Here is a 25133-nt window from a genome sequence, read left to right as displayed (position 1 = left end):
CCCGACGAGGGTTCAGGCTGGCGCGCCGGGCGGGCTACACTGCGACCTTTTGCGCCTGCCCCCATGCCTTACTGTCCCATCGTCGCCACGCTCGGTTACGTGCTCTCGCCGGATCGCCGCCGGGTGCTGATGATCCACCGCAACGCCCGCCCCGACGACCAGCACCTGGGCAAGTACAACGGCCTGGGCGGCAAGATGGAGCCGGGCGAAGACGCCGTCGCCTGCATGCGTCGCGAGATCCGCGAGGAGGCCGGCATCGAGTGCACGACGATGCAGCTGCGCGGCACGCTCAACTGGCCCGGCTTCGGCAAGCAGGGTGAGGACTGGCTGGGCTTCATCTTCATCATCGACGCCTTCGCGGGCACGCCGCTGGAGACCAATGCGGAAGGCACGCTGGAGTGGGTCGAGCGCGATCGGCTGATGGAACTGCCGATGTGGGAAGGCGATCGCCACTTCCTGCCGCTGGTGTTCGACGACGATCCCCGGCCGTTCCACGGCGTGATGCCGTACCGGAACGGGCGCATGCAGTCGTGGTCCTACAGCCGCCTGTGAGCGGGATGCCTGGGCTGATCCGCATCGTGGTGGCGGTGATCCGCGACGACGCCGGCCGGGTGCTGCTGGTACGCAAGCGCGGCGCGGTGGTGTTCCAGCAACCGGGCGGCAAGCGCGACCCGCACGACGCCGACGATCTCGGCACGCTGGCCCGCGAGCTGCGCGAGGAGCTCGGGGTGGCGCTGGTACCCGGGTCGGTACGCCATCTGGGGCGAGCCAGCGCGCCGGCCGCGAACGAGCCGGGCTGCACCGTCGAAGGCGAGATCTATGCGGTGGCGGTGACCGGCCAGGCGCGCGCGCGGGCCGAGATCGAGGAGCTGCGCTGGATCGATCCGGCCGCACCGGGCGACCTGCCCATCGCGCGGCTCAGCCGCGAACACATCCTGCCCCTTCTGCACCGGCCTTCACACAGCTGAGGTCGGCGGCCCGGTCAGCGTCCGAAGCGGCGACCGTCGTGATCGAAATGCCCCTGGCCGGCGCCGATCGAGATGCTCACGCCGCCGGTCGGGTGATCGCAGTCGCCGAAGGCCTTGGTGAGGTTGACCGTGCCGGTCTGGTAGTTGCCGCTGAAGCGGCTTCCCGCCACCACGCCCATGCCTACGCTGCCGTGCATCTGGGTCGCGTTGTAGGTGGCGTCGTCGCAGGTGTCGGTGGGCGGCTCGTTGGCGGCGATGGCCGCATCGGTGGTGCCGCTGGTATCGCCGTAATAGACGCCCGGTGCCGTGCTGGCGGCAGCCGGAGCGGCTGCGCTGCTGCTGGCCGCGGGAACCGCGCCCGGCGGCAGCTTGAGGTTGAGCGGCCGGTTCGCGCTCTGCGCCGTCGCGGAGGTAGCAAGCGTGCCGGCAAGGAGTACGGCGAGGGTTCGATGCATGGACATGTGCGCTCCGCGGGTGAGGCCGTGTCAACCCGCGGGGGCGCGGTGCGTGCACGGCCATGCTTTGGGTGCCGCGACGGCGGGAAGTTCCTGCCGGCTGAGCGCATGGTCGCATCCTGCGCTGCAAGGCGTGCTCTGCTGCCTGCTGCGCCAGCGAAGAGTGCAGCCCGGGCGCCGTGCCGGCCGGACGGCGGATCGCGGCGCCGCGGTCGCGTCAGCCGCTGGTCTCGATCCGCTCCACCCGGCGCAGGCCGCGCGGCAGCACGCCGCCACGGCTGGCGCGGTTGCCGCCGTACTCCACCAGGTCGGCCCACTTCAGCGTGAGCTTGCGCTGGCCGGCACACATGGTGACCTCGCCCTTGCCCTCGGCGACCACGGCCACGCCCACCACGCGCTCGCCCTCCGCCAACTGCTTCTTCGGGATCTCGATCAGCTTGTTGCCCTTGCCCTTGTCCAGCTCCGGCAGCTCGGCGACCGAGAACATCAGCAGGTGACCTTCGCCGGTGACCACCACGATGCGATCGCGCGACGGATCGGCGCTGATCTGCGGCGCCAGCACTTTCGCGCCGTCGCTGAGGCTGATGATCTGCTTGCCGGCCTTGTTGCGGCCGGTGAGCGCCTCGAAGCGGGTGACGAAGCCGTAGCCGAAATCGGTGGCGAGGATCAGCCTCGTGTCGTTGTCGCCGGCGGCCAGCGCGTCGAAGCTGGCGCCCTGCGGCGGGCTGAAGCGGCCGGTCAGCGGCTCGCCGTTGCCGCGTGCCGAGGGCAGCGTGTGCGCCGCGGTCGAATAGCTGCGGCCGGTGGAGTCGATCACCGCGATCTGCTGCGTGGTGCGGGCGCGCACGAACGCGGCCAGGCCGTCGCCGTCGCGGTAGTTGAGCCCCTCCGCATCCAGTTCATGGCCCTTGCCGGCGCGTATCCAGCCCTTCTGGCTGAGCACCACGGTGACCGGCTCGCTGGCCACCAGCGCGCTCTCGTCCAGCGCCTGCGCCACGTCGCGCTGCACCAGCGGCGAGCGGCGGTCGTCGCCGAACTTGGCCGCGTCGGCGCGCAGTTCTTCCTTGATCAGGCCCTTGAGCTTGGCCGGCGACTTCAGCAGCACGTTGATGCGCGCGCGCTCCTCCTCCAGCTGGTCGGCCTCGGCGGTGATCTTCATTTCCTCCAGCCGCGCCAGCTGGCGCAGGCGCGTCTCGAGGATGTAGTCGGTCTGCTCCTCGCTGAGCCGGAAGCGGCTCATCAGCACGACCTTGGGCTCGTCCTCGGTGCGGACGATTCGGATCACCTCGTCCAGGTTGAGGTAGGCAATGCGCAGGCCTTCCAGCAGGTGCAGGCGGCGCTCGACCTTGGCCAACCGGTGTTCGAGACGACGGGTGACGGTGGTGGTTCGGAAGCTCAGCCACTCGCTGAGGATGCGCTTGAGATCCTTCACCTGCGGACGGCCGTCCAGGCCGATCATGTTGAGATTGACGCGGAAGCTCTTTTCCAGATCGGTGGTGGCGAACAGGTGCTGCATCATCTCGGCCGCATCCACGCGGTTCGAGCGCGGCACGATGATCAGGCGGATCGGGTTCTCGTGGTCGGACTCGTCGCGCAGGTCCTCGATCATCGGCAGCTTCTTGGCGCGCATCTGCGCGGCGATCTGCTCGAGGATCTTCGACGGGCTGACCTGGTGCGGCAGCGCGGTGATCACCACGTTGCCGTCTTCCACCACGTACACCGCGCGGGCGCGCAGCGAGCCGCCGCCGGTGGTGTAGATCGCCTGCAGCTCCCTGCGCGGGGTGATGATCTCCGCCTCGGTCGGGTAGTCCGGGCCCAGCACGTGCTCGCACAGATCCGCCACGGTGGCGTCCGGGTCATCCAGCAAGCGGATGCAGGCGCTCGCCACTTCGCGCAGGTTGTGCGGCGGGATGTCGGTGGCCATGCCCACGGCGATGCCCATCGAGCCGTTCAGCAGCACGTGCGGCACGCGCGCGGGCAGCCAGCTGGGCTCGTCCATGGTGCCGTCGAAGTTCGGCACCCAGTCCACCGTGCCGTGCGCCAGCTCGCCCAGCAGCGCCTCGGCGATCGGGCTGAGCTTGGACTCGGTGTAGCGCATCGCCGCGAAGCTCTTGGGATCGTCCGGCGAGCCGAAGTTGCCCTGGCCGTCGACCAGCGGATAGCGGTACGAGAACGGCTGCGCCATCAGCACCATCGCTTCGTAGCAGGAGCTGTCGCCGTGCGGGTGGAACTTGCCGATCACGTCGCCGATGGTGCGCGCCGACTTCTTCGGCTTGGAGCCGGCCGCCAGGCCCAGCTCGCTCATCGCGTAGATGATGCGTCGCTGCACCGGCTTGAGGCCGTCGCCGACGAAGGGCAGGGCGCGGTCGAGCACCACGTACATGGAATAGTCGAGGTAGGCGCGCTCGGCGTATTCCTTCAGCGGAATCTGTTCGTAATTGGCTTGCAGGTTCATTTTTTCGATCAATCGATAAGCGCGCCGGCGGCGCGGACAGCCGGTCGATGGTGCCAGAACGGGCCGGGGGGTGACAGCTTGCGCCGGGCACAGTGCCGTGCTGCTGTCGCACGATCTGCGCCAGCGGCGCTGGCCGGTCGCGGGGTCACTCGGTATCGTCGCGGCTTTGCCCGCCGCGCCTCGATCCATGCCGTCTTCCCGCCTGCTAGGCCCCGCCGATCCCGCCCCGTTCACCGTGCACCGCGCCGAGGGCGCCTCGCCGTTCCTGCTTACCTGCGACCACGCCGGCCGCGCCGTGCCTGCTGCGCTGGGCGACCTGGGCGTGTCGGCGCCGGAGTGGGATCGCCACATCGCCTGGGACATCGGCGCGGCAGGCATGGCGCGGGTGATGGCCGAGACGCTGGACGCGTGGCTGATCTGCCAGACCTACTCGCGGCTGGTGATCGACTGCAACCGTCCGCTGGACGCGCCCGGTTTGATCGTCGCGGTGAGCGAGCGCACCGCCGTGCCGGGCAATCGTGATCTGTCGCCCGCCGCCGTGGCGGCCCGGTGCGAGGAGATCTTCCAGCCCTACCACCAGCGCACGGTGCAGGAGCTGGACCGGCGCGCCGCCGCTGGCCGGCCGACCATTCTGGTCACCGTGCACAGCTTCACGCCGGTATTCATGGATGATGCCCGCGCGTGGGAGCTGGGCGTGCTGTACCAGCGCGACGCGCGGCTGGCCCATCCGCTGCTGGAAGTGATGCGCGCCGAGGGCTGGTGCGTGGGCGACAACCAGCCCTATGCGGTGAGCGACGCCACCGACTATGCGATTCCGGTCTACGGCGAGCAGCGCGGCCTGCCGCACGTGGAGCTGGAGGTACGCCAGGACCTGATCGCCGACGCCGAGGGACAGCGCGTATGGGGCGAGCGCATAGCGCACTGGCTGCTGCGCGCCGCCCAGCACGCCGGGCTGCTTCCCCCGCCGTTGCAGTTGTAGGAGGACCGGGTCGTTACGGGGTGGGGACGCGGGTGCTGCGGATACCCAGCGTCTGCAGCTGTGCCTGCACGCTGTCGGGGCCTGCCAGGTGCGCGGCGCCCACGGCGATGAACACCGTGCCCGGCGTGTCGAGCATGGCCTTGATGCGGCCAGCCCACGCTGCGTTGCGCTGTACCAGCAGGCGCTGGTACAGCGCGGGCGTCTCGCGCTTCATCAGGTCGTTCTCGAGCCGGGCAATCGCGGCGCCGTCGCCGGCCTGCCATGCGTCGAGCAGGGCCTTCAGCTGCAGCGTGGCGTGATCGCTTTCGCGCACGGTGTGCCGCAGCATCTCCAGCTGCGTTGCGGTGGGCATGTCGGCGAGGAAGTGGATCTGCTCTTCGGCGGTTTCCAGCGCGCGCACCGGTTTGCCGGCCTTGGTCATCATGTCGCGCAGCTGGCGGTCGACGCCGCGCGCCGGGTCCAGTCCGGCCCTGGTCAGCGGTGCCAGCGTCAGCGTCAGGGTCGCCAGCCAGGGCCGCATCACATTGAGCGTGCTGGTGCCCGGCAGGCCCGCCTTACGGGCGGCGAGTTCCAGCCGGTGGAAGTCGCCGGCAGAAAGCAAGCTCGACAGCGGATGCGTGGCATCAATGCCCAGCCGCAACACCAACGCGGTCATGTTGGCCGGGTTGTCGTCGATGATCTCCACCACCAGCGCATCGCTTTGCGCCAACGCGCGGTCGAGCGCCGGGTAGCGCCAGTCGGCGTCCTTTGGCAGCAGGTGGATGGTGCCGAACAGGTACAGCGTGGTGTCAGTGTCCCGCACCACCCACAGCGCCGGCTTGGCAAGGATGGCGGTAGGCAGCAGCAGGACGAGGCAGACCAGTGCCCGTGCGATCAGGAGCGACTTCATGCGGACAGTGTCAGCGCAGGCCTGGGGTCGGTTCAATCGTTATCGGCAGCGGAGTCTGTCGGTGCCGCCGGCCGACCGTGCACATGTGTGCCTGCAGACGGTGTGATGGGGCCACCTGATCGATCAAGGGCTGCCGCGGTGGTGCGATCGGCACGGGTAGTGCGTATCAGCGACTGGTAGCGGATCCAGCCCACGGCCAGTGCGATGGCGCCGAATGTGGCCGGTCCCCCAGGCCAGGCGTGGCTGTGGAGCAGATTGATGCCCAGGCTGGATACGCCCAGCAGACCGGCAGGTGCCCAGCCGCTGCCGCCGCGCTTGAGTGACGCCGCGGCGGCGATCGTGCCGATGCCAAGGGAGACACGGCCAAGCACAGCCAGCGACGGAGGGCCGTCCACGCCCGTGCCGCCCATGATCGGGTGCGTCCACAGCGCATCGATCGCGCTTTGCCAGGCCTGGGGATTGGCCGACGCCTGCGCGGAGCCGACCAGGATGCCTACCGCGACGCCGGCCACGGTGTCGAAAGCCACGAAGCTGAGCGCAAAGACAAACAGGGCGGTGCGGGCGATCGTGGATGCCACGTCGGAACGACTGCGCAACAGCATCGTCACCGCGAGGGCGGTCAGCGCAAACAGCGGAATTTGCGCGTAATGCACCAGCATCCACAGATGCACGTCGAGGTCCAGCAGGTCATCCGGGTGCGGATGGAACAGCTCGACCACGGCCAGCACGAGCGGCGCGGCGGCCGCCCTCGTGGCCTCGAATCCGATGTTTTGTTCCTGGGGACGCATGGCAGTGACGCTCGAACGCAGATGCGCAGGCTTGAGAGAGATCGCGGCGAAGATTCGACGTGCGGCCAGGGCACGGCAACGTGTCGAACCATGGAGAGAGCCGCCGTGGAATAGGCGCCGGGTGACGTCTCGCCGACGTGAAAAATCAGAGCGGCCCTGCACCACGCGCTGGCCTGCGAGGCCGCCTTGGGCAAGCGGACGGGAGTGCGGTGGCGTGGCGGTGCGAAGGCGTGCGCCCGCGAATCATGGCCCGGCACGCGCTGCCATCGGCGACGCGTGCCCGGCCGTGGCGTCGCGGTTAGCAGCAGAAGCCGATCAGCCTGCCAGAGTGGCAGCGTGCGAGCTTCGGAACGGGCGCAGTCTCAAAGCGGGCGCAGTTGCTCTTCCAGCGAACGGGTTTGCGCGGTCACCTCGTCGCCGGTGTGACGGGTGGAGCGTCGCTCGATGAGGAGCAGGTGGCACTCCTGCGCCGCGACCGGATGGTGGCGCACGCCCTTGGGCACCACGCACATCTGTCCTTCGCCCAGTTCCACCACCCCGTCTTCCAGCTCGATGCGCAGCGCACCGTGCAGCACGTAGAACAGCTCGTCCTCGTCGGCGTGGCTGTGCCAGGTGAGCGAGCCGCGCACCTTGGCGACCTTGACCAGGCTGTCGTCGACCGCGGCCAGCACGCGCGGCGACCACAGTTCGTCCAGGCGTGCGGCGGCGTCGGTGGGAGTGAGTACATTGATCATGCGGCGACCCTAGGACCCGGCGGCGCCGCAATCAAGCCGGTTGATCGGGCCGTTTGCTCAGGCCGATCGCTCAGGCCGATCGCTCAGGCGAGGGCGGGTGTGCCGGCGTGGCGCTCGCGCTTGGCGGCCAGTAGCTGCGCATCGGCGCGATCGAACGCCTCCAGGATCGGCTCGCCGTCGCCCACCGCAACCACGCCGAAGCTGGCCGAGAGTGGCTCGGAAAGCCCTGGCACAGCCAGCCCCGCCAGCGCCAGCGCCAACCGGGCAGCGGTCGCCTGTGCCCGATCCAGCGCCATCCCCGGCAGCAGCACCATGAACTCGTCGCCGCCGAAACGCCCGACCAGGTCCGACTGGCGCAGCTGCATGCGCAGCGCACGCACCAGGCCCACCAGCACCTGGTCACCCATGGCGTGGCCGAAGCGGTCGTTGACCTGTTTGAAGCGGTCGATGTCGAGCACCACCAGCGACACCGGCATGCCCTGGCCGCGCGCATCGACCAGCTCACGCTCGGCACATTCGAAGAAGTGCGCCTTGGTGGCCACCTTGGTCAGCCCGTCGCTGAGCGCCATCTCGCCGAGCTGGCGGTTCTGCGTGATCAATGCCGGCACGGCCAGGCCGAAGCAGGCGCTGGCGGCGATCACGCAGATGGCGAACTGAAACACCAGCGCCTGGCCGATCAGGCCCAGTACGGCGACCATCACCGCCACCGCCGTGCCGAACAGCGCCATGCTGGCGGCGCTGCGCAAGGGGCTCTCGGTGTGCACGATCCACATCTGCGGAAGGATCAGGAAAAACAGCGCGAACGCCGCCTCGTGCTGGCCGGCCGGGGCGCTTGCCAGCAGCACCGCGAGCACCAGCGTCACGCTCAGCGCGAGCTTGCCCGCGTACGCACCGCGGCCGCGCGACAGCGTCTGGAACGACAGCCCGCCCAGCCAGGCCTCGATCGACGGGTAGCGCAGGCTGAGCACGCCGATGATCAGCGGCACGAACACCAGCACGCCCGCCATGTCGCCGATCCACCACGGCAGCCACAGTCCCGGCGTCGCCACCGGATCGACCAGGCCGGCCAGCGCCAGTGCGCGCACGCCCAGCAGTGCCGCCGCCAGCGCCGACAGTGAGCCGATCGCGAGGAACGCCATGACCACTGCCGGCGCCGTCGGCGAGGCACGGCGGCGGATCAATCGCCGCAGCACCAGCGCGCCGGTACCGTAGGACAGGCAGTGCGCGCCGGCGAACAGGGCGCCGGCGCCCAGCAGGTAACCGACCGGCGTGCCGGTGAGATACAGGCGATCGATCCACAGCGTGGCGACCATCGCGCAGGGCACCAGTACCGGCAGCGCGCGCCAGCCCATCACCAGCAGCGCCGCAAAGCTCAGCCCTGCCGGCGGAAACCACAGGCTGGCGTGGGGCGCGTATTGCATGAGGCCGGAAAGGCGCCACAGCACCAGCCAGCCGATCGCGAGAACGAGATAGCGGTGGGCGGCGCTGCGCTGCGCACCGCGGTTCGCCCACGCGCGCAGGCGGCCGAAGTCGTTGCCCGTCATCTTGGTCCCCTTGTGGATCGCCCAGGTGCGGCTGTCCCCCGACGGCCGGCCCGGTCAGTATGCCTGCCCGGCGCGCCCGCGCCCACGGCGGGAGCCGCGCCGGTGCCGCGCGGTGCTCACCTGGCTGCGACGCCCTCGAGGAACTTCACCAGCCCGGTGAAGTAGGTCTGCTGGTCGTCGTACATCGACATGTGGCTGCCCTTGGGGCACAGCAGCAGTTGGCCGTTGGGCAGCTCCCTGGCCATCTGCGCCATGTAGTCCGGATCCATGGTGTCGTACTGGCCGGCGATCACCAGCGTGGGCACGGTGATCTCGTGCAGGTCCCTGCTGCGGTCCCAGTGCTCCAGCACGCCGCTGGCGCCCAGCTCGCTGGGGCCCTGCATCAGCGTGTAGATGTGGCCGTTGACGTGACCGAACGCGCGCGTCACCGGCTCGGGCCACTGCGCCTGCGGCATGCGCAGCACGTGCTTCTCGTAGTGCATGGTGGTGAGGATCTGCATGTAGCGCGGGTCGTCGGTGCGGTGCTCCGCCTCCATCGCCTTCACCTCGGCCAGCTGCTTCGGATCCATCGCCGGTTCGAGCACGTGCTTCGCGTACGCGTTGTACTGCGGGATCGAGTCGACCATGTTGGAAATCACCAGGCACTTGAGGTGCTGGGGGTATTTGAGCGCGTACTCCATCGCCAGGATGCCGCCCCAGGAGTGGCCGAGCACGCAGAAGTTGTTCTTGTCCAGATGCAACGCCTGGCGCACCTGCTCGACCTCCTCGACGAAGCGGTCGGTGGTCCACAGCGCGTCGGTGCCGGGGCCCTTCGGCTGGTCGGAGTAGGCCGAGCCGAGCTGGTCGTAATAGATGTATTCGATGCCGGCGGCGGGCAGGTAGCTGTCGAACGCCTCGAAGTACTCGTGCGTCATGCCGGGCCCGCCGTGCAGCAGCAGTACCGCCAGCTTGGGGTTGTTGCCCACGCGCTTCGTCCACACGCGGAATTTGCCCAGCGGCGTGGTGATCGGAATCATCCTGACCCCGCCGGAGAGCACGTCGTCGTGCCCGGCATGGCTGTAGTAGCTGGCCGGCAGCGCGCTCTGCGCAGCGCAGGCGGCGAACGGCAGCACGAGGGTGGCCAGCAGTGCGGCGAACTTGATCATCACGATTCTCCCCGGGAAACCTGCCGACTATCCCGCGCACCGCAGCAGCGGGCAAGCGCGACGAAAGGCGTGCCTCATCGCGGCGCGCGGTAGCCGCCGGGCACGCCGCGGGGGCTGAGCACCAGTTGCCACAGCTGGTCGCGCCGGCTGCGGAACACCGCCGCCGACACCCCCAGGTAGAAACGCCACATGCGACGGAAGCGCTCGTCGTAGCGGTCGGACAGGCTGTCCCATGCGCGATCGAAGTTGTCGCGCCAGGCCATCAGGGTGCGGTCGTAATCGGCGCCGAAGTTGTGCCAGTCCTCCACCACGAACAGGCCCTCCAGCGCCGCGCTCAGTTGGCTGGCCGCGGGAATCATGGAGTTGGGGAAAATGTACTTTTCGATCCACGGGTCGGTCTGCGCCGGCGCGCCATGGCTGCCGATGGTGTGCAGTACCGACAGGCCGTCTTCCTTGAGGCAGCGCTGCACGGTCTCGAAGTAGCTCCGGTAGTTGCGCCCGCCCACGTGCTCGAACATGCCGATGGAGTAGACCGCGTCGAACGACTCGTCGATCTCGCGGTAATCCTGCACGCGGATCTCGATCGGCAGGCCGGCGCACAGTTCCCGTGCGAACGCCGCCTGCTCGGTGGACACGGTGATGCCCACCCCGTGCACGCCGTAGCGTTCGGCGGCGAACTTCAGTGCTTCACCCCAGCCGCAGCCGATGTCCAGCACGCGCTGTCCGCGCTTGAGCTGCAGCTTGCGGCAGACCAGGTCCAGCTTGGCCACCTGCGCGTCGTCGAGATTGTCCGCCTGCGCCCAGTAGCCGCACGAATACACCAGGCGCTTGCCCAGCATGGCGCGGAACAGGTCATTACCCAGGTTGTAATGGATTTGCGCCACGTCGTACGCATGCTCGCCGCGCTGGCGGTTGAGGAAGCGCGCCTTCAGATGGGCCAGCAGCGTGTCGAGCGTGCGCAGCTCCCGGTCCAGCTGCGAGGACAGCATGCGCGTGAACAGACCAGGCAGGTCGGTGGCGTCCCACCATCCGTCCATGTAGGCCTCGCCCAGCCCGAGCGAGCCGTGCGAAAACACCCGCGCGTACAGGCGCTCGTCGTGCACCCGCAGATCGCACGGGCGGTCGCCGTTGATCTGGATGCCGGCCTGGGCCAGCAGCTGTTCGGCCTTGCGTTGCAGCGAATCGGAGCTCATCGGCGCCTCCTACGCGATCCTCCAATGGGTGGGCCGCTGGCCCGGATGCCGATCGTGAACCGGCCCCGCACCATCGCCCGGGCACAGCAGGCGGGGCTTGACGTTGATCAAGCCGCGCTCAACCGGCCGGCACCACCCCGAACTGCGCCGGCAGGCGCGCCCAGAACAGCGGCACCTGTTCGGCCTCGATCCGCGCCACCAGCGCATCGGCTGCGGCCGCGTCGACGAGGAACTCCACCAGCACGGTCTGCTCGCCGGCCAGCTCGAAGAAATGGGCTGCGCTGATCTGCCCATGCCGGCCGAAACCGGCGATCGCCTTGAACGCCGAGCCACCATGCACGCGCTGCTCCCGGGCCGCTTCCAGCAACCATTCGTACAGCAGCTTGCCGTGGTGTTTCTGGTTCTCGTGCATGTAGAAACGCAGCGAATAACCGTTCATGCGCTCGGGCTCCCCCGGGGGTCGGATCAAGGTCAACGCGCGCCGCCCACGGCCCGCACCAGCGCGATGCCGGCCAGCGTCATGGCCAGTGTGCCGGCGACATGGGCGCCGACGATCGCCAGCGTCCACGCGTACTGCTGACGCAGCATCAGCGTGACCGTTTCGGCCGAAAAGGTGGAGAAGGTGGTGAGTCCGCCGAGGAACCCGGTGGTGAAGAACAGCCGCGCTGCCGGCGACAGCGCGTCGAACTGGCTCAACACCCCGATCGCCATGCCCATCAGCAGTCCGCCGAGCAGGTTCGCGCCCAGCGTGCCCAGCGGCAGCGTGGGGAACAGCGGGTTCAGCCACAGGCCGAGCATCCAGCGCAGCACCGCGCCGAGAAAGGCACCGCAGCCGACGGCGAGCAACGAGGGAAGGTCCATGCGCATCCGGGTTCCAGCAGAGGTGGTGCGGGCACGGCGGGCATGCCCAGGCGGCGCCTGGAACCATGCCCGGCCACCCCGCGCCGGGGTCGGTCAGGCATCATCAGCCTTGCGGCGGTTCAAGGAGGCATGCCATCTCCCTGCAACGGCCGGATCGTAGCAAATGCTCGGACGAACCGGTCAAGCGGCCGGTGCCGGCGATATGCTGGCATGCCTCGCCGTGATGACCTGCCCGTACCCATGAGCTCCGTCGCCCCCTCCGTTCCGCGCAGCCTGCCCTGGCTGCTGGCGGGGCTGTCGATGATCGGTCCGTTCTCGATCGACGCGGTATTCCCCGCGTTTCCGCTGGTCGGCGAAGCGTTTGCCGTGGACGACACCGCCCTGCAGCAGTTGATCAGCGTGTACCTGGTGACCTACGGCGCCATGAGCCTGTTCCACGGTGCGATCTCCGACGCGATCGGACGCAAGCCGGTGATCATCGCCGGCATGCTGGTGTATGCGCTGGCGTCGGTCGGCGCGGCGCTGTCGACCTCCTTCGCGATGCTGCTGGGATGCCGCGCGTTGCAGGGCGCGTGCGCCGGGGCAGGGCTGGTGGTGGGGCGGGCGATCGTGCGCGATTCGCTGCAGGGCCCCGCAGCGCAACAGCTGATGTCGCGGGTGATGATGATTTTCGGCATCGCGCCGGTGATCGCGCCCATGGTCGGTGCGCAGCTGCTGTGGCTGGACGGCTGGCACGGCATCTTCTGGCTGCTGATGGCGTTCACCGTGCTGATGGCGGTGGCGCTGCAACTGCTGCTGCGCGAGACGCACCCGCCGGCCAGCCGCACGGCGTTCGTGCCGCGCCAGCTGCTGGCCGGCTACGTGGCGTTCGGTCGTGACCGGCCGTTCGTGCCCCTGCTGCTCGCCAGTTCGGTGAATTTTGCCGGGTTGTTCCTGTTCATCGCCTCGGCGCCGCGGATCGTGCGCGAGCTGCTCCACCTGTCCGCGCAGGGTTTTCCGTGGCTGTTCCTGCCGGTGGTGGTGGGACTGGTGTTCGGCGCGTGGCTTTCCGGGCGGCTGGCGGTACGGCGCAGCGTGGCGTTCACGGTGAACCTGGGTTACGCCTGCATGCTGGGCGCGAGCGTGCTGCACGTGCTGGCCGCGCTTGCGTTCGCCCAGCCGAAGCTGCCGTGGTCGATGCTGCCGCTGGCGCTGCAGGGCGTGGGTGTGCAGCTGGCGTTTCCCACGCTCACCTTGCTGTTGCTGGACCGGTTTCCGCTGCGCCGCGGCGGGGCATCGTCGGTGCAGGCTTTCGTGAGCCTGCTGCTCAACGCCGGCGTGGCCGGCGTGCTGTCGCCGATGTTGTCCGGGGGCATGCTCGGGCTGGGCCTGGGCAGCCTGTGCCTCACCACGTGCGGCTGGCTGGCGTGGCGCTGGTATCAGCGCACGGTGCGGGTTCCGCCGGCGCCACCACCGCCGCGCGACGTGGCTTTGCAGGCGCAGATCGCCGAGCCGCGCTGAGCCATTGCGCATGCCGCGATCGGAGAAGATGCGGCGGAGCCATCCAAGGTTGGCATGACTTCTGCCAGTCGGCCGATCCGGCCTGGCGCACTAGGCTGCAGCACCTTTCCGTATTGCCGTCCCCACGGCCCGCCATGACTTTTCTGCGTCCCGATCATTCCTTGCGGGCCCTTGCCGGCGCCGCGGTCACCCTCGCCCTGCTGCTGGTATCGGGCCATGCCCGTGCGGTTGCCGTGGATGGCCGCATCGATCCAGCGGAGTGGAAGGGCGCGCGACACATCACCGACTTCCGCAAGGTCCAGCCTCTCACCGGTGCGCCCGCCAGCGAGCCCACCGAGGCCTGGGTGCTGGCCACGCCGGAGGGGCTGGCGATCGCCTTCCGCGCCACCCAGCCGCCCGGAGTGCCGCGTACCCATCAGCGCATCCGCCGCGACGAGCAGGCGCAGCTGGACCGGGTCAACCTGATGATCGACTTCGACGGTGACGGCCGCACCGGCTACAACTTCATGGTCACCCTCAGCGATGACATCAACGACGCCGTGATCACCAGCGAGAGTCGTTTCAGCACCGACTGGGACGGCAACTGGCAGCACGCGGTGAGCGAGGACGCGCAGGGCTGGAGCGCGGAGATGCTGATCCCCTGGTACATCGCGCCGATGCGCAAGGCCCAGGGCGGCGAGCGCACGGTGGGGCTGTACCTGGATCGGGTGATCGGCTCCACCGGCGAGCGCGACGCGTGGCCACAGGCGAGCTTCACCCGGCCGCGCTTCCTGTCGGACTTCACGCCGGTGACGTTGCCGGCCTACAGCCAGTCGCTGTTCGCGATCACGCCGTACGTGGTGGGCGTGCGCGACCAGGTGAACGGGCGCAACCAGGGCAAGGCCGGCGCGGACATCTTCTGGAAGCCGAACGGGCAGACCCAGCTCACCGCCACCATCAATCCGGACTTCGGCCAGGTGGAGAGCGACGACCTGGTGGTGAACTTCGGTGCCGAGGAAACCTTCTTCAGCGACAAGCGGCCATTCTTCACCGAGAACCAGGGCATCTTCGATTTCGGCCTGCTGATCGACAACAGCCAGCTGATCTACACCCGTCGCGTGGGCGGGCTCGCCGACGACGGCCACGGCGCGGCCGAGGTGTCGGCGGCGCTCAAGCTCAACGGCAGCGTCGGCGGCACCAAGTACGGCGTGATGGCGGCGCAGGAAGACGGCGAGATCGGCCGCACCTTCGGAGCGCTCCGTCTGACGCACGACTACGGCACGCAGACCCTGGGCCTGCTGGCGACGCGTGTGGAACATCCATTGCTGGATCGGGACGCCAACGTGCTGGGTCTCGACCACCGCTGGCAGCCAAACGCCAAGCTCACGGTGACCAGCAACGTGGTGGGCAGCGATATCGTGCAGCACGGGCGGAGCGTGCGCGATACCGGCGCCACCACGGTGGTGCAGTACGAGATGAACGAGCGCTGGAGCCAGCAGTGGCTGGGCATGCACTTCGGCAACCAGCTCGACCTCAATGACTTCGGTTACCTGCCGCGCAACAGTTTCAACTATGCGCACTGGGAGGTGCGGCGACGCTTCACCGGCCTGCCGGCGTCGTCGGCCTACGCCTCGGTGCAGTGGCGCTCCCGCATCATCGGCATCGACAACGACCACGGCCTGCCGCTGGAACGCGAGTTGCGCTTCATCCGCATCGGCGACCGGCGCGATGGCGGCAACGACACCTTCCAGCTCAATCTCGATACGGCCGCCTACGACGACCTGTTGACCCGCCGCCACGGCGACCTGCACACGCCGGCCACGTTCCAGGTGTACTGGGATCGCGTCAGTCCGCGTCGGGGCGCCTGGTCGCACGAGTTCGAGGCGGAGGTGAGCGGCAATCAGCTCACCGGCGCAGACCGCGTCGGCTACGAGCTGACCTATCTGCCCACGTACTTCGTCAACGACGCCTTCAACCTGTTCAGCGGGGTGACCTACGGCTTCACGCCGAACTGGCTGGTGTGGCAGCGCGACAACCTCATCGGCAGCTTCGACAGCCGCGAGATCCTGCTCAACGCGGGGCTCAACTGGGCCATCGGCAGCCGTCAGGAGCTGCGCGTGAAACTGCAGGCGCTTGGCCTGGATGCGCGGTTGCTGCAGGCCTACCGGGTGGGCGCCGATCGGCGCGCGCACCCGAGCGACGATGCGGTGAGCGACTTCAGCGTGCGCAACCTCGGCTTCCAGATCCGCTATCGCTACGAACTGGCGCCGCTGTCGGACCTGTACGTGGTCTACGGCCGCGGCGGTTACGCGCTGGATCCCCTGTTCCGCGGCGCGGCAAACCAGTTCAACCGCAGCTTCGATCTGCGCGACAGCGAGCAGCTGCTGGTGAAGCTGGCCTACCGTTTCGAGATCTAGCCGCTCCGCGCTCTGGTCGGCCCCACGTGATTCCGCGCGCTTGAGGCGCCGCCGACCTCCGCTGCCGGCAGGGGCTCGCTCGCCTGCGCTTCATGCCCGGTTGACGCCGGGGCGTCGAGCATGACGGCCCCTGCGCAGTGCTCCCGAGGTGCCGGCTGATGCCATACAAGTCGATCGACGATCTTCCCGACTCGGTGCGGGACAACGTGCCCAAGCATGCGCAGGAGATCTACCAGGCCGCCTTCAACAGCGCCTGGGACGAGTACGCCGAGAGCGATGAAAGGCGCGGCGATGCCTCGCGCGAGGAGACCGCGCATCGGGTGGCCTGGGCGGCGGTGAAAGGGCAATACCGCAAGGGAGACGACGGCCACTGGCACCGCAAGTAGCGCTGTCACCGGATAGCGCGCCGACGTGCCAGCGCGCCTGTCAGGGCAGCGAACGTTCGCGCAGGAAAGCCAGCGCATCGGCAGCGTCGTGCTCGAACCATGCGGCAGTGGAGCCAAGTCGGAACGAGTACCCCCACGCGTCCATGTCGGCCATCAGCCGGGCCCGCCCCACGCCGGGCAGCGCGTCGGCCAGCAGAATCTGCAGGTAGCAGGACGCATCCTCTTCGGCAATCGAATCGGTGGCGTCGGTGTGGACGGCGGCGCGGCGCTCCGGCGGCAGCACGATCAGGTGGCAGGCCTCATGCAGCAGCGAGTGCACCGGAGTGTCGTCGCGCGCGTACACGGTGCTGCCGATGACCCCGGCCTCCTCGTCGCCCCAGAAGCTGCCGGGAATCGGCACGCCGACGGCAACATGCTGCAGCTGCAGGTCGTAGCGCGCCAGCAGCGCAGCGGCAGCGGCCACGTCGAGGTCGGCCAGGCGCAGCACGTCGGGAGCGGGATCGGTCGGAAGCATCGAAAGTGGTCCGGGACGATGGTTCGCCCCGGACGCTGGATCAGCCGGCCGCGGGCTTGCCGTCCGGCAGTGCCACGGACAGCTCGAGCACCTCGTGGCCGCTGTCGTGCTCGAGGTTGATGGAGATCGCGTCGATATCCACCTGCACGTACTTCTTGATCACTTCCAGCAGTTCGTTGCGCATCAGCGGCAGGTAGTCGGGCGCGCCGCGGGTGGAGCGCTCCTGCGCCACGATGATGCGCAGGCGCTCCTTGGCCACGTTGGCGCTGGCTTCGGGCTTGCGCTTGAGGAAATCGAGGATACCCATGTCGATCAGCTCCCGAATACGCGCTGGAAGAAGCCCTTCTTGGTCACTTCGGTGAAGCGCAGCGGCCGCTCCTCGCCAAGAATGCGGGCAACCGTGTCGCTGTAGGCCTGGCCGGCCATGGAGTTCTCGTCCAGGATCACCGGCACGCCAGCGTTGGATGCCGCCAGCACGTTCTCCGATTCGGGAATCACGCCGACCACGCTGATGCCGAGGATCTCCTCGACGTCCTTCACGCTGAGCATTTCGCCCGCGGCGACGCGCGTGGGGTTGTAGCGGGTGAGCAGCAGGTGCTGGGTGATCGCGCCTTCGCCGCGCTCGGCGCGACGGGTCTTGCTGGCAAGCAGGCCCAGGATGCGGTCCGAATCGCGCACCGAGGACACTTCCGGATTCACCACCACCACCGCATGGTCGGCGAAATACATCGCCAGGTGCGCACCCTTCTCGATCCCGGCGGGCGAATCGCACACCACGTAGTCGAAGCCTTCGGCGGAGAGGCCATCCAGCACCTTCTCGACGCCTTCCTGGGTGAGCGCGTCCTTGTCGCGGGTCTGGCTGGCGGCGAGTACGTAGAGGTTCTCGTGGCGCTTGTCCTTGATCAGCGACTGCTTCAGCGTCGCTTCGCCGTGCACCACGTTGACGAAGTCGTACACCACGCGGCGCTCGCAACCCATGATCAGGTCGAGGTTGCGCAGGCCCACGTCGAAATCGATCACCGCGACTTTCTTGCCGGCAATGGCCAGCCCGGTGGCCAGCGAGGCACTGGTGGTGGTCTTGCCGACGCCGCCTTTGCCGGACGTGACAACGATGATCTGTGCAGTCAAGGGTTCATCTCCCGCGAATCGTTCTTGTTGTAGTGGAAGGCCCGCAAGCTCGTGTCAGAGCCGGGCGATCATCAATTTTTCACCATCGAGCCAGCATTGCACAGAGTGCCCTTCGAGGTCCTTGGGGATCTGTTCAAACACCCGGTAGTGCCCGGCGATGGCCACCAGTTCGGCGCGGAAGTCGGACACGTAGATGCGCGCCTTCTCGTCGCCCTGGGCACCGGCCATGGCGCGGCCGCGGAGGCTGCCGTAGATGTGGATGGTGCCGTCGGCGATCACCTCGGCGCCGTTGGCGATGGCGCCGGTCACCACCAGGTCGCGCTCGCGGGCATATACCTGCTGACCGGACCGGACCGCGCCGTCGTGGTGCTGGGCGCCGGCCGCGCCACCTGCATCGGGCGCCGACAGGATCTGTTCGCGCAGCGGCGCGGCCGCGACAGGGGCTGCGGTTGCAGCCGGCGCGGCGGCGGGTGCTGGCGCCGTGCCGCCGCCATCGGCCGGTTCGTAGGCGGCACGGAACTTGGCGATCAGCGGCAGGCCCATGCGCTTGGCCAGCGCCTCGGTCTCGCTGGTGCCGTAGGCCAGCCCCACCGGCAGCATGCCGGCGGTTCGCACTGCCTCCAGCAGCGCGTCGACGGTGCCGTCGTCCGGCAGGTCCAGCAGGTGACTCAGGTCCAGCACCACGGCCGCACGGGCGAACAGCTGGGGGGCAGAGCGCACGCGGCGCTCCAGTTCGTCGCACAGCGCGGCGGCATCGACGCGGCGCACGCGCACGCAGGCAATGCCGACCTGGCCGAAGCGAAGGTCACAGGCGTCGGAGGTATCCATCTTGGCGTTCATGCAAGGGGTTCTGAGGTGGGGCCGAGGCGCTCGGCCAGCCAGGGCTCGGCCGGCAACGCGCCGTGTTCCAGGTAGGTATCGCGCACGTAACTGTAGCTGGGCAGGTCCTTGGCCAGCAGGCTGACCTGCGGCCCGTGCTCGCCCATGCGCTGCTGGCCCACTTCCTGGAATCCGTAGGTGCCGTGGAACAGCACCACCACGTCGTCGCGTGGCTCCAGGAACACCTCGCACGCCAGCAGCGGCACGCGCACCTCGGCGTAGCTGGTGACGTCGCAATAGAAGATGCGGCCCAGCCCGTGACGCCGGAACGCGTTGGCGATGACGATGCGGTCGATGTACAGGAACTGTGGGTAGTGCTCGCAGAACCAGCGGTAGTTGGGGCTGTCGTAGTCGCGTCCGTTGCGCAGCGCAATCAGGAAACCAGCCAGCTGGCCGTCGATCTCCGCCACCCGGAAATAGTCCGCCTGCCGATAAAGCGACTGCAGCTGCTGCGCGTCGATGGCGAGGATGGAGCGGCCGGCCGCGTTGTTCAGTGCCAGCACGGCAGCCAGATCGCGCTCGCACACGTCGCGGATGGCAAGGGCCATTCGTTGCTCCGCAAGAGATTTGGAAGGGTGCGAGGCCGCCGTGCAGCCTGCGAGGTGGCGCATTATGCCACGCAGCCGTGGCACCGACACCCGCCACCGGCGCCTCGGGGTCGGTGGCCGGACACGGGGCATGCGTGACTTTCCGCGCATTGCGGCCGCCGTGGCGGGGCCTATGATGCCGGCCATGCCTTGGCTTCAGCTCAACCACGTCCGCGTCCTCCGGTATACCGGCCTGTTCACGTACCTGTGCGTGAGCCTGCCGCTGTGGCCGGGCAACTGGAGCCTGGCCCAGGTGAGCGTGTGGTGGAGCAATCCCACCTTGTCGGGCTGGATCATTTCCTACCTGCTCTTCGGCATGGCGTACGTGCTGCTCACGCGCGACAGCCGGATGGGCCTGAGCGGATCGCTGCGCGCAATCACCAAGATCCTCCTGCTGGTCCTGATCACGGTCTCGGCCATCGCGGTGGGCTGGTTCAGCCAGAGCGGACTGTCCGCCATGCTGATGCTGGTGATCGCAGTGGTGTTGCCCTGGCAGCTGCCGGTGGTGGCGGGCTTGGTGTGGCTGCTGGCGCAGAACCTGCTGTTGATTCCGGTCATCGCCAGCTACCAGGGCTGGACGGTGGGAACGGCGATCCTGCAGGTGTGCATGTACCTGGGGCTGTCGGCGCTGGTGTTCTTCACCTCGACGGTGGCGACCCAGCAGGCGGAAGAGCGCGAGGTGCAGCGACGGCTCAACTCCGAGCTGCGCGCGACCCGGGCGCTGCTGGCCGAATCCACCCGCATGGCCGAGCGCATGCGCATCGCGCGTGAGCTGCACGACCTGATCGGGCACCACCTCACCGCGCTGAGCCTCAACCTCGAAGTGGCCAGCCACCTGACCAACGAAGCGGCGGCCGATCACGTGCGCAAGGCCCAGGCCACCGCCAAGCATCTGCTGTCGGACGTACGCGAGGCGGTGAGCGAACTGCGCCAGGACGACGCGATCGACCTGACCGACGCACTGCGCAGCCTGATCGAGGGCGTTCCCGGCCTGGCCGTGCATGTGCAGACGCCGCCGCGCTTCAGTGTCGAGGATCCACGGCGGGCCCAGGTGCTGCTGCGCTGCGCCCAGGAGATCATCACCAACACCGCCCGGCACGCCGGCGCGCGCAACCTTTGGCTGCACTTCGCCTACGCCGACGACGGCATGCTCGGCCTGCACGCGCGCGACGACGGCCGCGGCGCGGCGAACTACGCCCCGGGCAACGGCATGAGCGGCATGCGCGAGCGTCTGGTCGAGTTCGGTGGCAGCGTGGTGGTGGATACCTCGGCGCTGCAGGGTTTCGCGCTGACGGTGCGGCTGCCGCTGGGCGAGGCAAGCGCGCTGGCGCATGCGCCGAGCCGGTCCGAGCCGCCGGCGCTGACCCTGCCATGACGCACGCCTCCGCGATGCGATGTGCTGCGCGCTCGATGAGTGGGCACGCGTGCCAGAATAATGCGACGCAGGGGGACTGCGGCGCGGTCGCGACAGGCTTGGGGGCCTGCCGACACGGTTATCCACGTTTTGAGGATCCGCAATGATTTCTGTCTGTCTCGTCGACGACCAGAACCTGGTGCGCCAGGGCGTGCGTTCGCTGCTGGACCTTGCCGAAGATATCCGTGTGATAGCCGAGTGCGCCGACGGCGCGCAGGCAGTGCTCGACATTCCCCGGATCAAGCCCGACGTGGTGCTGCTGGACCTGCGCATGCCCAACATGAGCGGGCTGGAAGTGCTGCAGGCGTTGTCAGCGCGCAACGAACTGCCGCCGACGATCATCCTCACCACGTTCGACGACGACCAGCTGGTGCTGCAGGGGCTGAAGGCCGGGGCGCGCGGCTACCTGCTGAAGGACGTGTCGCTGGAACAACTGGTGGAGGCCGTGCGTACCGTGGCCGCCGGCGGTTCGCTGGTGGCGCCGATGGTCACCCAGCGCCTGCTCGCCGGGGTGGGTCGGATCCAGAACCAGTTCACCAGCCTCGAGCAGCCCGACCCGCTGACCGAGCGCGAGACCGAGATCCTGCGACTGCTCTCCGGCGGCTACTCCAACAAGGAGATCGCCAACTCGCTGAAGGTGGCCGAGGGCACCGTGAAGAACCACGTGTCCAACATCCTCTCCAAGCTGGGCGTGCGCGACCGCACCCGCGCCGTGCTGAAGGCGCTGGAGCTGGGCATCGTCTGAAAGGGCGTCCGTTCGGCCGTCCATTCGCGGGCGCATGCACGGCGCCCCGGCGGCCCGCAGAGCCGCGCGGCGCCTCATTTTTCGGGATTTGCGGCGTATTGCGGGCGCAGATGGCGTTCCTCGCCGCGAGCAAGTAACATCCGTCGCTTCGGTATGCGCTCCTACCCGGCGCGGGCGGTTCCTTGCGGGCTTTCCGGGCGGCGGTGGCGGCAATCCCATCAAGTGCTGCGTAGAGACGCTCGGAGAACCCTGGAATGATGCGTGTTCTTGAATTTGTTGTCGCCCTGATCATCGTGGCCGTGCTGGCCGTGGTGGTGGGCATTGCGATGCCTGGCAGCGGCCACGTGGAAAGGTCGCTGGTGATCGGCAAGGACATGCGCCAGGTCTACGACGTGCTGAACAATTTCCGCCGCTTCCCGGACTATGCCGAGCTGAGCAGCAGCGACCCGACCATCAAGTACGACTTCTCCGGCAAGGCTTACGGGCCCGGCGCCGAAGTCAGCTGGGACGGCGCGCCGAAGAAGGCCGGCGACGGCAAGCTCACCATCGCCAGCGCCACGCCGGACTTCAACACCATCGACAGCCGGGTCAAGGAAGCCAAGATCGTCTGGAACCTGGACAGCGACTGGCGCGGTAACGACAAGCACTTCACGATCGATCTGGAGCGCTCGGGGCGCACCAACAAGCTGACCAAGGTGACCTGGGGCTACGACGTCGACTACGGCTGGAACCTGCTCAACCGCTATTCCAACCTCTACATCCACGGCGCGCCGGATGCCTTCATCCAGTACAGCCTGACCGGCCTGCAGAACATGCTGGCATCGGTGAAGAACGTCGAGTACGGCGATCTGGTGCCCTACATCGTGCAGACCAAGCCCACGCCGGTGCTGATGGTCTCGACCAAGATCGAGCGAGAGGGTGGTCTGGACGCGCTGTCGGAGACCACCAACGACGCGGTCAAGCTGCTCAAGGACACCGCCAAGAAGCTTGGCGTCAACGTGACCGGGCCGCGCATCCTCGTGGTGAGCAACTACGGCGACCAGACTTTCACGTTCGACATCGCGCTGCCGATCGACGCGACAACTCTCACGGTCGGCGGCGAGAGCCACGACCTGACGGCCGTGCAGAAGCCGACCCTGCCGAGCGACCCGGCGGCGGCTGCCTCGAGCGCCGCGCCGGCTTCCGCTGCATCCACTGCCGCACCGGCCGCCGCGCTGGCTGCCAATGCGCCGGGCACCACCGACAAGTACGGCCGCCTGATCATCGACCAGGACGTGCGCGCCACCATGATGTTCGGTGGCCCGGCGCTCAAGGGCGAGTGGAACGGCACCTACGCGGGCGTGCCGCAGACGCGCGACGAGCTCGAAGCGTATGCGCAGACGCACGGCTACAAGTTCGACAGCGTGGTCAATCGCTTCTACGACGTGCTGGCCCGTCCGGAACAGATCGACACCGACAACAACGTGACCCAGTACGCCCGCTACGACGTCTACCTGCCGCTCAGCGAAGCCCCCGAGCAGACGCCCGAGCAGGAAGCCGGCATCCAGCCGCCGACCCTGGACAGCGACCAGGCGCCTGCCGCCGCAGGTAGCGCAGCGGCTCCGGCCACCGGGGCCAGCGTGGACGCGCCGGCCGAGGCCGCCAGCGCCGGCAACTGATCGCCTAGTGTGACCGATCCAGCCCCGTCCGTCCGCGGACGGGGCTTTTTCTTGCGGCAAGACGCCGTCGCCTGAACCGGACAAAGGCGCTGCGTGACCAGGGGCATCCGTCACCGGGCCGATCGTGGCTGCTGCGGGTTCGTGGCGCGTCACGGTGCGCTACATTGTCCGGTGGCACTCGCGGTCGCCTGGCGGCCAGCGCCGTCCACCCGCATCCATCTCCAGCGGCCTAGCGATGATCGAAACCGAACAGCTCACCCGGCGTTATGGAAGGTTCACCGCGGTCGACGCGCTGAGCATCCGTGCCGAACCGGGCCAGGTGCTGGGGCTGCTGGGGCCCAACGGTGCGGGCAAGACCACCGCCATGCGCATGATCGCCGGCTTCCTTGCTCCCAGCAGCGGTACCGCGAGGGTCTGCGGGCACGACGTGCGCACGGCGCCGATGGAAGCGAAGCGGGCGCTTGGTTACCTGCCCGAAGGCGCGCCCGGCTACGGCGAGATGACGGTGCGGGAGTTCCTGATCTTCATCGCGCGCATGCGCGGGCTGCGCCGCGAAACCGCGGTGCGCCGGTTCGAAGACACGATCGCGCGGCTGCAGCTGGAGGACGTGCTGGACCAGTGCATCGACACGCTGTCGAAGGGGCTGCGGCGGCGCGTCGGCCTGGCCCAGGCGATCCTGCATGATCCACCCGTGCTCATGCTCGACGAGCCCACTGACGGGCTGGATCCGAACCAGAAGCATGCCGTGCGGCAGCTGATCGACGCGATGGCGCGCGAACGCACGATCCTGGTGTCCACGCATCTGCTCGAAGAGGTGCACGCGCTGTGCAACCGCGTGGTCATCATCGCGCGGGGCCGGCTGCTGGCGGACGCCACGCCGGCGGAGCTGGAGCAGCGTTCGCGCTATCACGGCGCGGTCTCGTTCAGTGCGCCCGGCAGTGCCGTGTCGCAGGAGATGCTGGGGCGGTTGCCGCAGGTGGCGTCGATCGAGGTCGATCCGCTGGACGGGCGCATCACGGTATTTCCGCGCGCGGGCCAGCGCATCCTCGAGCCGGTCGAGCAACTGCTGCGCGCGCAGGGCCTGGAGGTGTCGGAGATCCAGCTCGAGCGGGGACGGCTGGACGAGGTGTTCCGGCAGATCACCACGGCGGCGCCCGCTGAAGCCGGAGGGCGCGCAGCATGAGTCCAGTGCAGGTGATCATGCGGCGCGAAGTGCGCAGCTACTTCGTGACGCCGGTGGCGTATGTGTTCCTGGTGATCTTCCTGGTGCTGGCCGGCATCCTGACGTTCTACACCGGCGACTTCTACGAACGTCGCCAGGCCGATCTGCAGCCGTTCTTCGCGATGCACCCGTGGCTGTACCTGATCCTGGTGCCGGCGGTGTCGATGCGGATGTGGGCCGAGGAGGCCAAATCCGGCACGCTCGAGCTGCTGCTCACGCTGCCGGTGCGACTGTGGCAGGCGATGCTGGGCAAGTTCCTTGGCGCATGGCTGTTCGTGGGGCTGGCGCTGGCATTGACCTTTCCGATCTGGGTGACCGTCAACTACCTGGGCGATCCGGACAACGGCGTGATCCTGGCCGGTTATCTGGGCAGCTGGCTGATGGCCGGCGCATTCCTGGCGATCGGCGCATGCCTGTCGGCGCTCACCCAGAGCCAGGTGGTGGCGTTCATCCTCACTGCGCTGGTCTGCGTGCTGCTGTTGCTGGCCGGGCAGTCGCAGGTGCTGGATGTATTCCAGGAGGCGCTGCCCCGCAGGCTCGTGAACGGGGTCGCGCACCTGAGCATGCTGCGGCACTTCGAGGCGATCGCGCGCGGCGTCCTGGACCTGCGGGACCTGGCGTATTTCTTCCTCTCCATCGGCGCCTGGCTGACCGCCGGAGTGCTGCTGCTCGACCTGAAGCGGAGTCGCTGAC

At 68.4% G+C, this 25133-nt stretch carries 26 protein-coding genes and 1 riboswitch; of the genes, 11 read left to right on the top strand and 15 right to left on the bottom strand.

Annotated features, from left to right (window positions below):
- Positions 1–63 precede the first annotated feature (63 nt).
- Positions 64–552 carry an NUDIX hydrolase gene (locus tag VFG40_RS08435; protein ID WP_324896910.1) on the top strand — a complete coding sequence of 163 codons (489 nt, stop codon included), beginning with the start codon at positions 64–66 and terminating at the stop codon, positions 550–552.
- 5 nt (positions 553–557) lie between these two features.
- Positions 558–968 (top strand): NUDIX hydrolase, encoded by a 411-nt coding sequence (locus tag VFG40_RS08430; protein WP_324896909.1) that lies wholly within the window; start codon positions 558–560, stop codon positions 966–968.
- Between the two features lie 14 nt (positions 969–982).
- Here the strand turns inward: VFG40_RS08430 and VFG40_RS08425 are convergent, their stop codons facing one another.
- Together VFG40_RS08425 and parC are read right to left on the bottom strand one after the other, a co-directional pair.
- Positions 983–1429: a hypothetical protein gene (locus VFG40_RS08425; protein WP_324896907.1), complete on the bottom strand. Its 447-nt coding sequence runs from the start codon at positions 1427–1429 to the stop codon at positions 983–985.
- Positions 1430–1640: 211 nt separating this feature from the next.
- A complete protein-coding gene (gene parC / locus VFG40_RS08420) occupies positions 1641–3878 on the bottom strand; it encodes a DNA topoisomerase IV subunit A (RefSeq protein ID WP_324896905.1) in 2238 nt (745 codons plus the stop codon).
- Positions 3879–4065: 187 nt separating this feature from the next.
- On the opposite strand from parC, the gene VFG40_RS08415 reads away from it, so the two are divergent.
- The gene (locus VFG40_RS08415) at positions 4066–4857 is read left to right on the top strand and encodes an N-formylglutamate amidohydrolase (protein ID WP_324896903.1); all 792 of its coding nucleotides are present in this window, start codon (positions 4066–4068) and stop codon (positions 4855–4857) included.
- A 13-nt stretch (positions 4858–4870) separates the two neighbouring features.
- Here VFG40_RS08415 and VFG40_RS08410 read toward each other — a convergent pair whose 3' ends face one another.
- From VFG40_RS08410 to crcB, 8 genes are all read right to left on the bottom strand, one after another.
- On the bottom strand, positions 4871–5746 hold the full coding sequence (locus VFG40_RS08410) for a TraB/GumN family protein (protein ID WP_324896902.1): 876 nt from the start codon (positions 5744–5746) through the stop codon (positions 4871–4873).
- Between the two features lie 32 nt (positions 5747–5778).
- Complete coding sequence (locus VFG40_RS08405; protein WP_324896900.1) at positions 5779–6534, bottom strand: hypothetical protein; 756 nt, start codon at positions 6532–6534, stop codon at positions 5779–5781.
- A 362-nt stretch (positions 6535–6896) separates the two neighbouring features.
- The gene (locus tag VFG40_RS08400; RefSeq protein ID WP_324896898.1) at positions 6897–7268 is read right to left on the bottom strand and encodes a cupin domain-containing protein; all 372 of its coding nucleotides are present in this window, start codon (positions 7266–7268) and stop codon (positions 6897–6899) included.
- 83 nt (positions 7269–7351) lie between these two features.
- Positions 7352–8812, bottom strand: coding sequence for a GGDEF domain-containing protein (locus VFG40_RS08395; protein WP_324896896.1), 1461 nt, complete (start codon positions 8810–8812; stop codon positions 7352–7354).
- 116 nt (positions 8813–8928) lie between these two features.
- Complete coding sequence (locus VFG40_RS08390; RefSeq protein ID WP_324896894.1) at positions 8929–9957, bottom strand: proline iminopeptidase-family hydrolase; 1029 nt, start codon at positions 9955–9957, stop codon at positions 8929–8931.
- A gap of 74 nt (positions 9958–10031) precedes the next feature.
- Complete coding sequence (cfa, locus tag VFG40_RS08385; RefSeq protein WP_324896892.1) at positions 10032–11150, bottom strand: cyclopropane fatty acyl phospholipid synthase; 1119 nt, start codon at positions 11148–11150, stop codon at positions 10032–10034.
- A gap of 118 nt (positions 11151–11268) precedes the next feature.
- The gene (locus tag VFG40_RS08380) at positions 11269–11589 is read right to left on the bottom strand and encodes a putative PII-like signaling protein (RefSeq protein WP_324896889.1); all 321 of its coding nucleotides are present in this window, start codon (positions 11587–11589) and stop codon (positions 11269–11271) included.
- 32 nt (positions 11590–11621) lie between these two features.
- Positions 11622–12011: a fluoride efflux transporter CrcB gene (gene crcB / locus VFG40_RS08375; protein WP_414649272.1), complete on the bottom strand. Its 390-nt coding sequence runs from the start codon at positions 12009–12011 to the stop codon at positions 11622–11624.
- An 87-nt stretch (positions 12012–12098) separates the two neighbouring features.
- Positions 12099–12160, bottom strand: a riboswitch (Fluoride riboswitch).
- Between the two features lie 91 nt (positions 12161–12251).
- Here crcB and VFG40_RS08370 point away from each other — a divergent pair.
- The 3 genes from VFG40_RS08370 to chaB all read left to right on the top strand — a co-directional run bounded on the left by VFG40_RS08370 (position 12252) and on the right by chaB (position 16293).
- The gene (locus tag VFG40_RS08370) at positions 12252–13511 is read left to right on the top strand and encodes a multidrug effflux MFS transporter (protein ID WP_324896885.1); all 1260 of its coding nucleotides are present in this window, start codon (positions 12252–12254) and stop codon (positions 13509–13511) included.
- 134 nt (positions 13512–13645) lie between these two features.
- Positions 13646–15907, top strand: coding sequence for a DUF5916 domain-containing protein (locus VFG40_RS08365; protein WP_324896883.1), 2262 nt, complete (start codon positions 13646–13648; stop codon positions 15905–15907).
- 158 nt (positions 15908–16065) lie between these two features.
- Entirely contained in the window at positions 16066–16293 is a 228-nt protein-coding gene (gene chaB / locus VFG40_RS08360; protein WP_324896881.1) for a putative cation transport regulator ChaB, read from the top strand.
- A gap of 40 nt (positions 16294–16333) precedes the next feature.
- Here the strand turns inward: chaB and VFG40_RS08355 are convergent, their stop codons facing one another.
- The 5 genes from VFG40_RS08355 to VFG40_RS08335 are packed head-to-tail and all read right to left on the bottom strand — an operon-like array spanning position 16334 to position 19362.
- A complete protein-coding gene (locus VFG40_RS08355; RefSeq protein WP_324896879.1) occupies positions 16334–16807 on the bottom strand; it encodes a hypothetical protein in 474 nt (157 codons plus the stop codon).
- Positions 16808–16847: 40 nt separating this feature from the next.
- Positions 16848–17114, bottom strand: coding sequence for a cell division topological specificity factor MinE (minE, locus tag VFG40_RS08350; protein WP_324896877.1), 267 nt, complete (start codon positions 17112–17114; stop codon positions 16848–16850).
- A 5-nt stretch (positions 17115–17119) separates the two neighbouring features.
- Positions 17120–17935: a septum site-determining protein MinD gene (minD, locus tag VFG40_RS08345; protein WP_324896875.1), complete on the bottom strand. Its 816-nt coding sequence runs from the start codon at positions 17933–17935 to the stop codon at positions 17120–17122.
- Between the two features lie 54 nt (positions 17936–17989).
- Positions 17990–18775, bottom strand: coding sequence for a septum site-determining protein MinC (minC, locus tag VFG40_RS08340; RefSeq protein ID WP_324896873.1), 786 nt, complete (start codon positions 18773–18775; stop codon positions 17990–17992).
- Positions 18772–19362 (bottom strand): GNAT family N-acetyltransferase, encoded by a 591-nt coding sequence (locus tag VFG40_RS08335; RefSeq protein ID WP_324896870.1) that lies wholly within the window; start codon positions 19360–19362, stop codon positions 18772–18774. Before VFG40_RS08335 ends, minC begins: the two co-directional genes overlap by 4 nt.
- 184 nt (positions 19363–19546) lie before the next feature.
- Here VFG40_RS08335 and VFG40_RS08330 point away from each other — a divergent pair, with 184 nt between their 5' ends.
- The 5 genes from VFG40_RS08330 (at position 19547) to VFG40_RS08310 (ending at position 25132) form a co-directional block, all read left to right on the top strand.
- The gene (locus tag VFG40_RS08330; protein ID WP_324896868.1) at positions 19547–20776 is read left to right on the top strand and encodes a sensor histidine kinase; all 1230 of its coding nucleotides are present in this window, start codon (positions 19547–19549) and stop codon (positions 20774–20776) included.
- A 142-nt stretch (positions 20777–20918) separates the two neighbouring features.
- A complete protein-coding gene (locus VFG40_RS08325) occupies positions 20919–21560 on the top strand; it encodes a response regulator (RefSeq protein ID WP_324896866.1) in 642 nt (213 codons plus the stop codon).
- A gap of 254 nt (positions 21561–21814) precedes the next feature.
- Entirely contained in the window at positions 21815–23218 is a 1404-nt protein-coding gene (locus VFG40_RS08320; RefSeq protein WP_324896864.1) for an SRPBCC family protein, read from the top strand.
- A 235-nt stretch (positions 23219–23453) separates the two neighbouring features.
- Entirely contained in the window at positions 23454–24401 is a 948-nt protein-coding gene (locus VFG40_RS08315) for an ABC transporter ATP-binding protein (RefSeq protein ID WP_324896862.1), read from the top strand.
- Positions 24398–25132 (top strand): ABC transporter permease subunit, encoded by a 735-nt coding sequence (locus tag VFG40_RS08310; protein ID WP_324896860.1) that lies wholly within the window; start codon positions 24398–24400, stop codon positions 25130–25132. The genes VFG40_RS08315 and VFG40_RS08310 overlap by 4 nt, the downstream gene beginning before the upstream one ends.
- Position 25133 lies beyond the last annotated feature (1 nt).

This window comes from Dyella sp., assembly GCF_035685805.1.
Classification (GTDB): Bacteria; Pseudomonadota; Gammaproteobacteria; order Xanthomonadales; family Rhodanobacteraceae; genus Dyella_A.
Note: the sequence above shows the minus strand (reverse complement) of the source record. Positions and strands in the feature narration are given on the sequence as shown.

Bases quoted from the DNA above. Each gene is read 5' to 3' on its own strand.
- VFG40_RS08390 (WP_324896894.1), bottom strand. From the start codon at position 9,957: ATGATCAAGTTCGCCGCACTGCTGGCCACCCTCGTGCTGCCGTTCGCC.
- VFG40_RS08405 (WP_324896900.1), bottom strand. From the start codon at position 6,534: ATGCGTCCCCAGGAACAAAACATCGGATTCGAGGCCACGAGGGCGGCC.
- VFG40_RS08355 (WP_324896879.1), bottom strand. From the start codon at position 16,807: ATGCTTCCGACCGATCCCGCTCCCGACGTGCTGCGCCTGGCCGACCTC.
- VFG40_RS08335 (WP_324896870.1), bottom strand. From the start codon at position 19,362: ATGGCCCTTGCCATCCGCGACGTGTGCGAGCGCGATCTGGCTGCCGTG.
- minE (WP_324896877.1), bottom strand. From the start codon at position 17,114: ATGGGTATCCTCGATTTCCTCAAGCGCAAGCCCGAAGCCAGCGCCAAC.
- VFG40_RS08365 (WP_324896883.1), top strand. From the start codon at position 13,646: ATGACTTTTCTGCGTCCCGATCATTCCTTGCGGGCCCTTGCCGGCGCC.
- VFG40_RS08395 (WP_324896896.1), bottom strand. From the start codon at position 8,812: ATGACGGGCAACGACTTCGGCCGCCTGCGCGCGTGGGCGAACCGCGGT.
- VFG40_RS08325 (WP_324896866.1), top strand. From the start codon at position 20,919: ATGATTTCTGTCTGTCTCGTCGACGACCAGAACCTGGTGCGCCAGGGC.
- parC (WP_324896905.1), bottom strand. From the start codon at position 3,878: ATGAACCTGCAAGCCAATTACGAACAGATTCCGCTGAAGGAATACGCC.
- VFG40_RS08430 (WP_324896909.1), top strand. From the start codon at position 558: ATGCCTGGGCTGATCCGCATCGTGGTGGCGGTGATCCGCGACGACGCC.
- VFG40_RS08425 (WP_324896907.1), bottom strand. From the start codon at position 1,429: ATGTCCATGCATCGAACCCTCGCCGTACTCCTTGCCGGCACGCTTGCT.
- VFG40_RS08415 (WP_324896903.1), top strand. From the start codon at position 4,066: ATGCCGTCTTCCCGCCTGCTAGGCCCCGCCGATCCCGCCCCGTTCACC.
- minC (WP_324896873.1), bottom strand. From the start codon at position 18,775: ATGAACGCCAAGATGGATACCTCCGACGCCTGTGACCTTCGCTTCGGC.
- VFG40_RS08400 (WP_324896898.1), bottom strand. From the start codon at position 7,268: ATGATCAATGTACTCACTCCCACCGACGCCGCCGCACGCCTGGACGAA.
- VFG40_RS08410 (WP_324896902.1), bottom strand. From the start codon at position 5,746: ATGAAGTCGCTCCTGATCGCACGGGCACTGGTCTGCCTCGTCCTGCTG.
- VFG40_RS08315 (WP_324896862.1), top strand. From the start codon at position 23,454: ATGATCGAAACCGAACAGCTCACCCGGCGTTATGGAAGGTTCACCGCG.
- VFG40_RS08370 (WP_324896885.1), top strand. From the start codon at position 12,252: ATGAGCTCCGTCGCCCCCTCCGTTCCGCGCAGCCTGCCCTGGCTGCTG.
- VFG40_RS08330 (WP_324896868.1), top strand. From the start codon at position 19,547: ATGCCTTGGCTTCAGCTCAACCACGTCCGCGTCCTCCGGTATACCGGC.
- chaB (WP_324896881.1), top strand. From the start codon at position 16,066: ATGCCATACAAGTCGATCGACGATCTTCCCGACTCGGTGCGGGACAAC.
- VFG40_RS08320 (WP_324896864.1), top strand. From the start codon at position 21,815: ATGATGCGTGTTCTTGAATTTGTTGTCGCCCTGATCATCGTGGCCGTG.
- crcB (WP_414649272.1), bottom strand. From the start codon at position 12,011: ATGGACCTTCCCTCGTTGCTCGCCGTCGGCTGCGGTGCCTTTCTCGGC.
- VFG40_RS08380 (WP_324896889.1), bottom strand. From the start codon at position 11,589: ATGAACGGTTATTCGCTGCGTTTCTACATGCACGAGAACCAGAAACAC.
- VFG40_RS08310 (WP_324896860.1), top strand. From the start codon at position 24,398: ATGAGTCCAGTGCAGGTGATCATGCGGCGCGAAGTGCGCAGCTACTTC.
- VFG40_RS08435 (WP_324896910.1), top strand. From the start codon at position 64: ATGCCTTACTGTCCCATCGTCGCCACGCTCGGTTACGTGCTCTCGCCG.
- cfa (WP_324896892.1), bottom strand. From the start codon at position 11,150: ATGAGCTCCGATTCGCTGCAACGCAAGGCCGAACAGCTGCTGGCCCAG.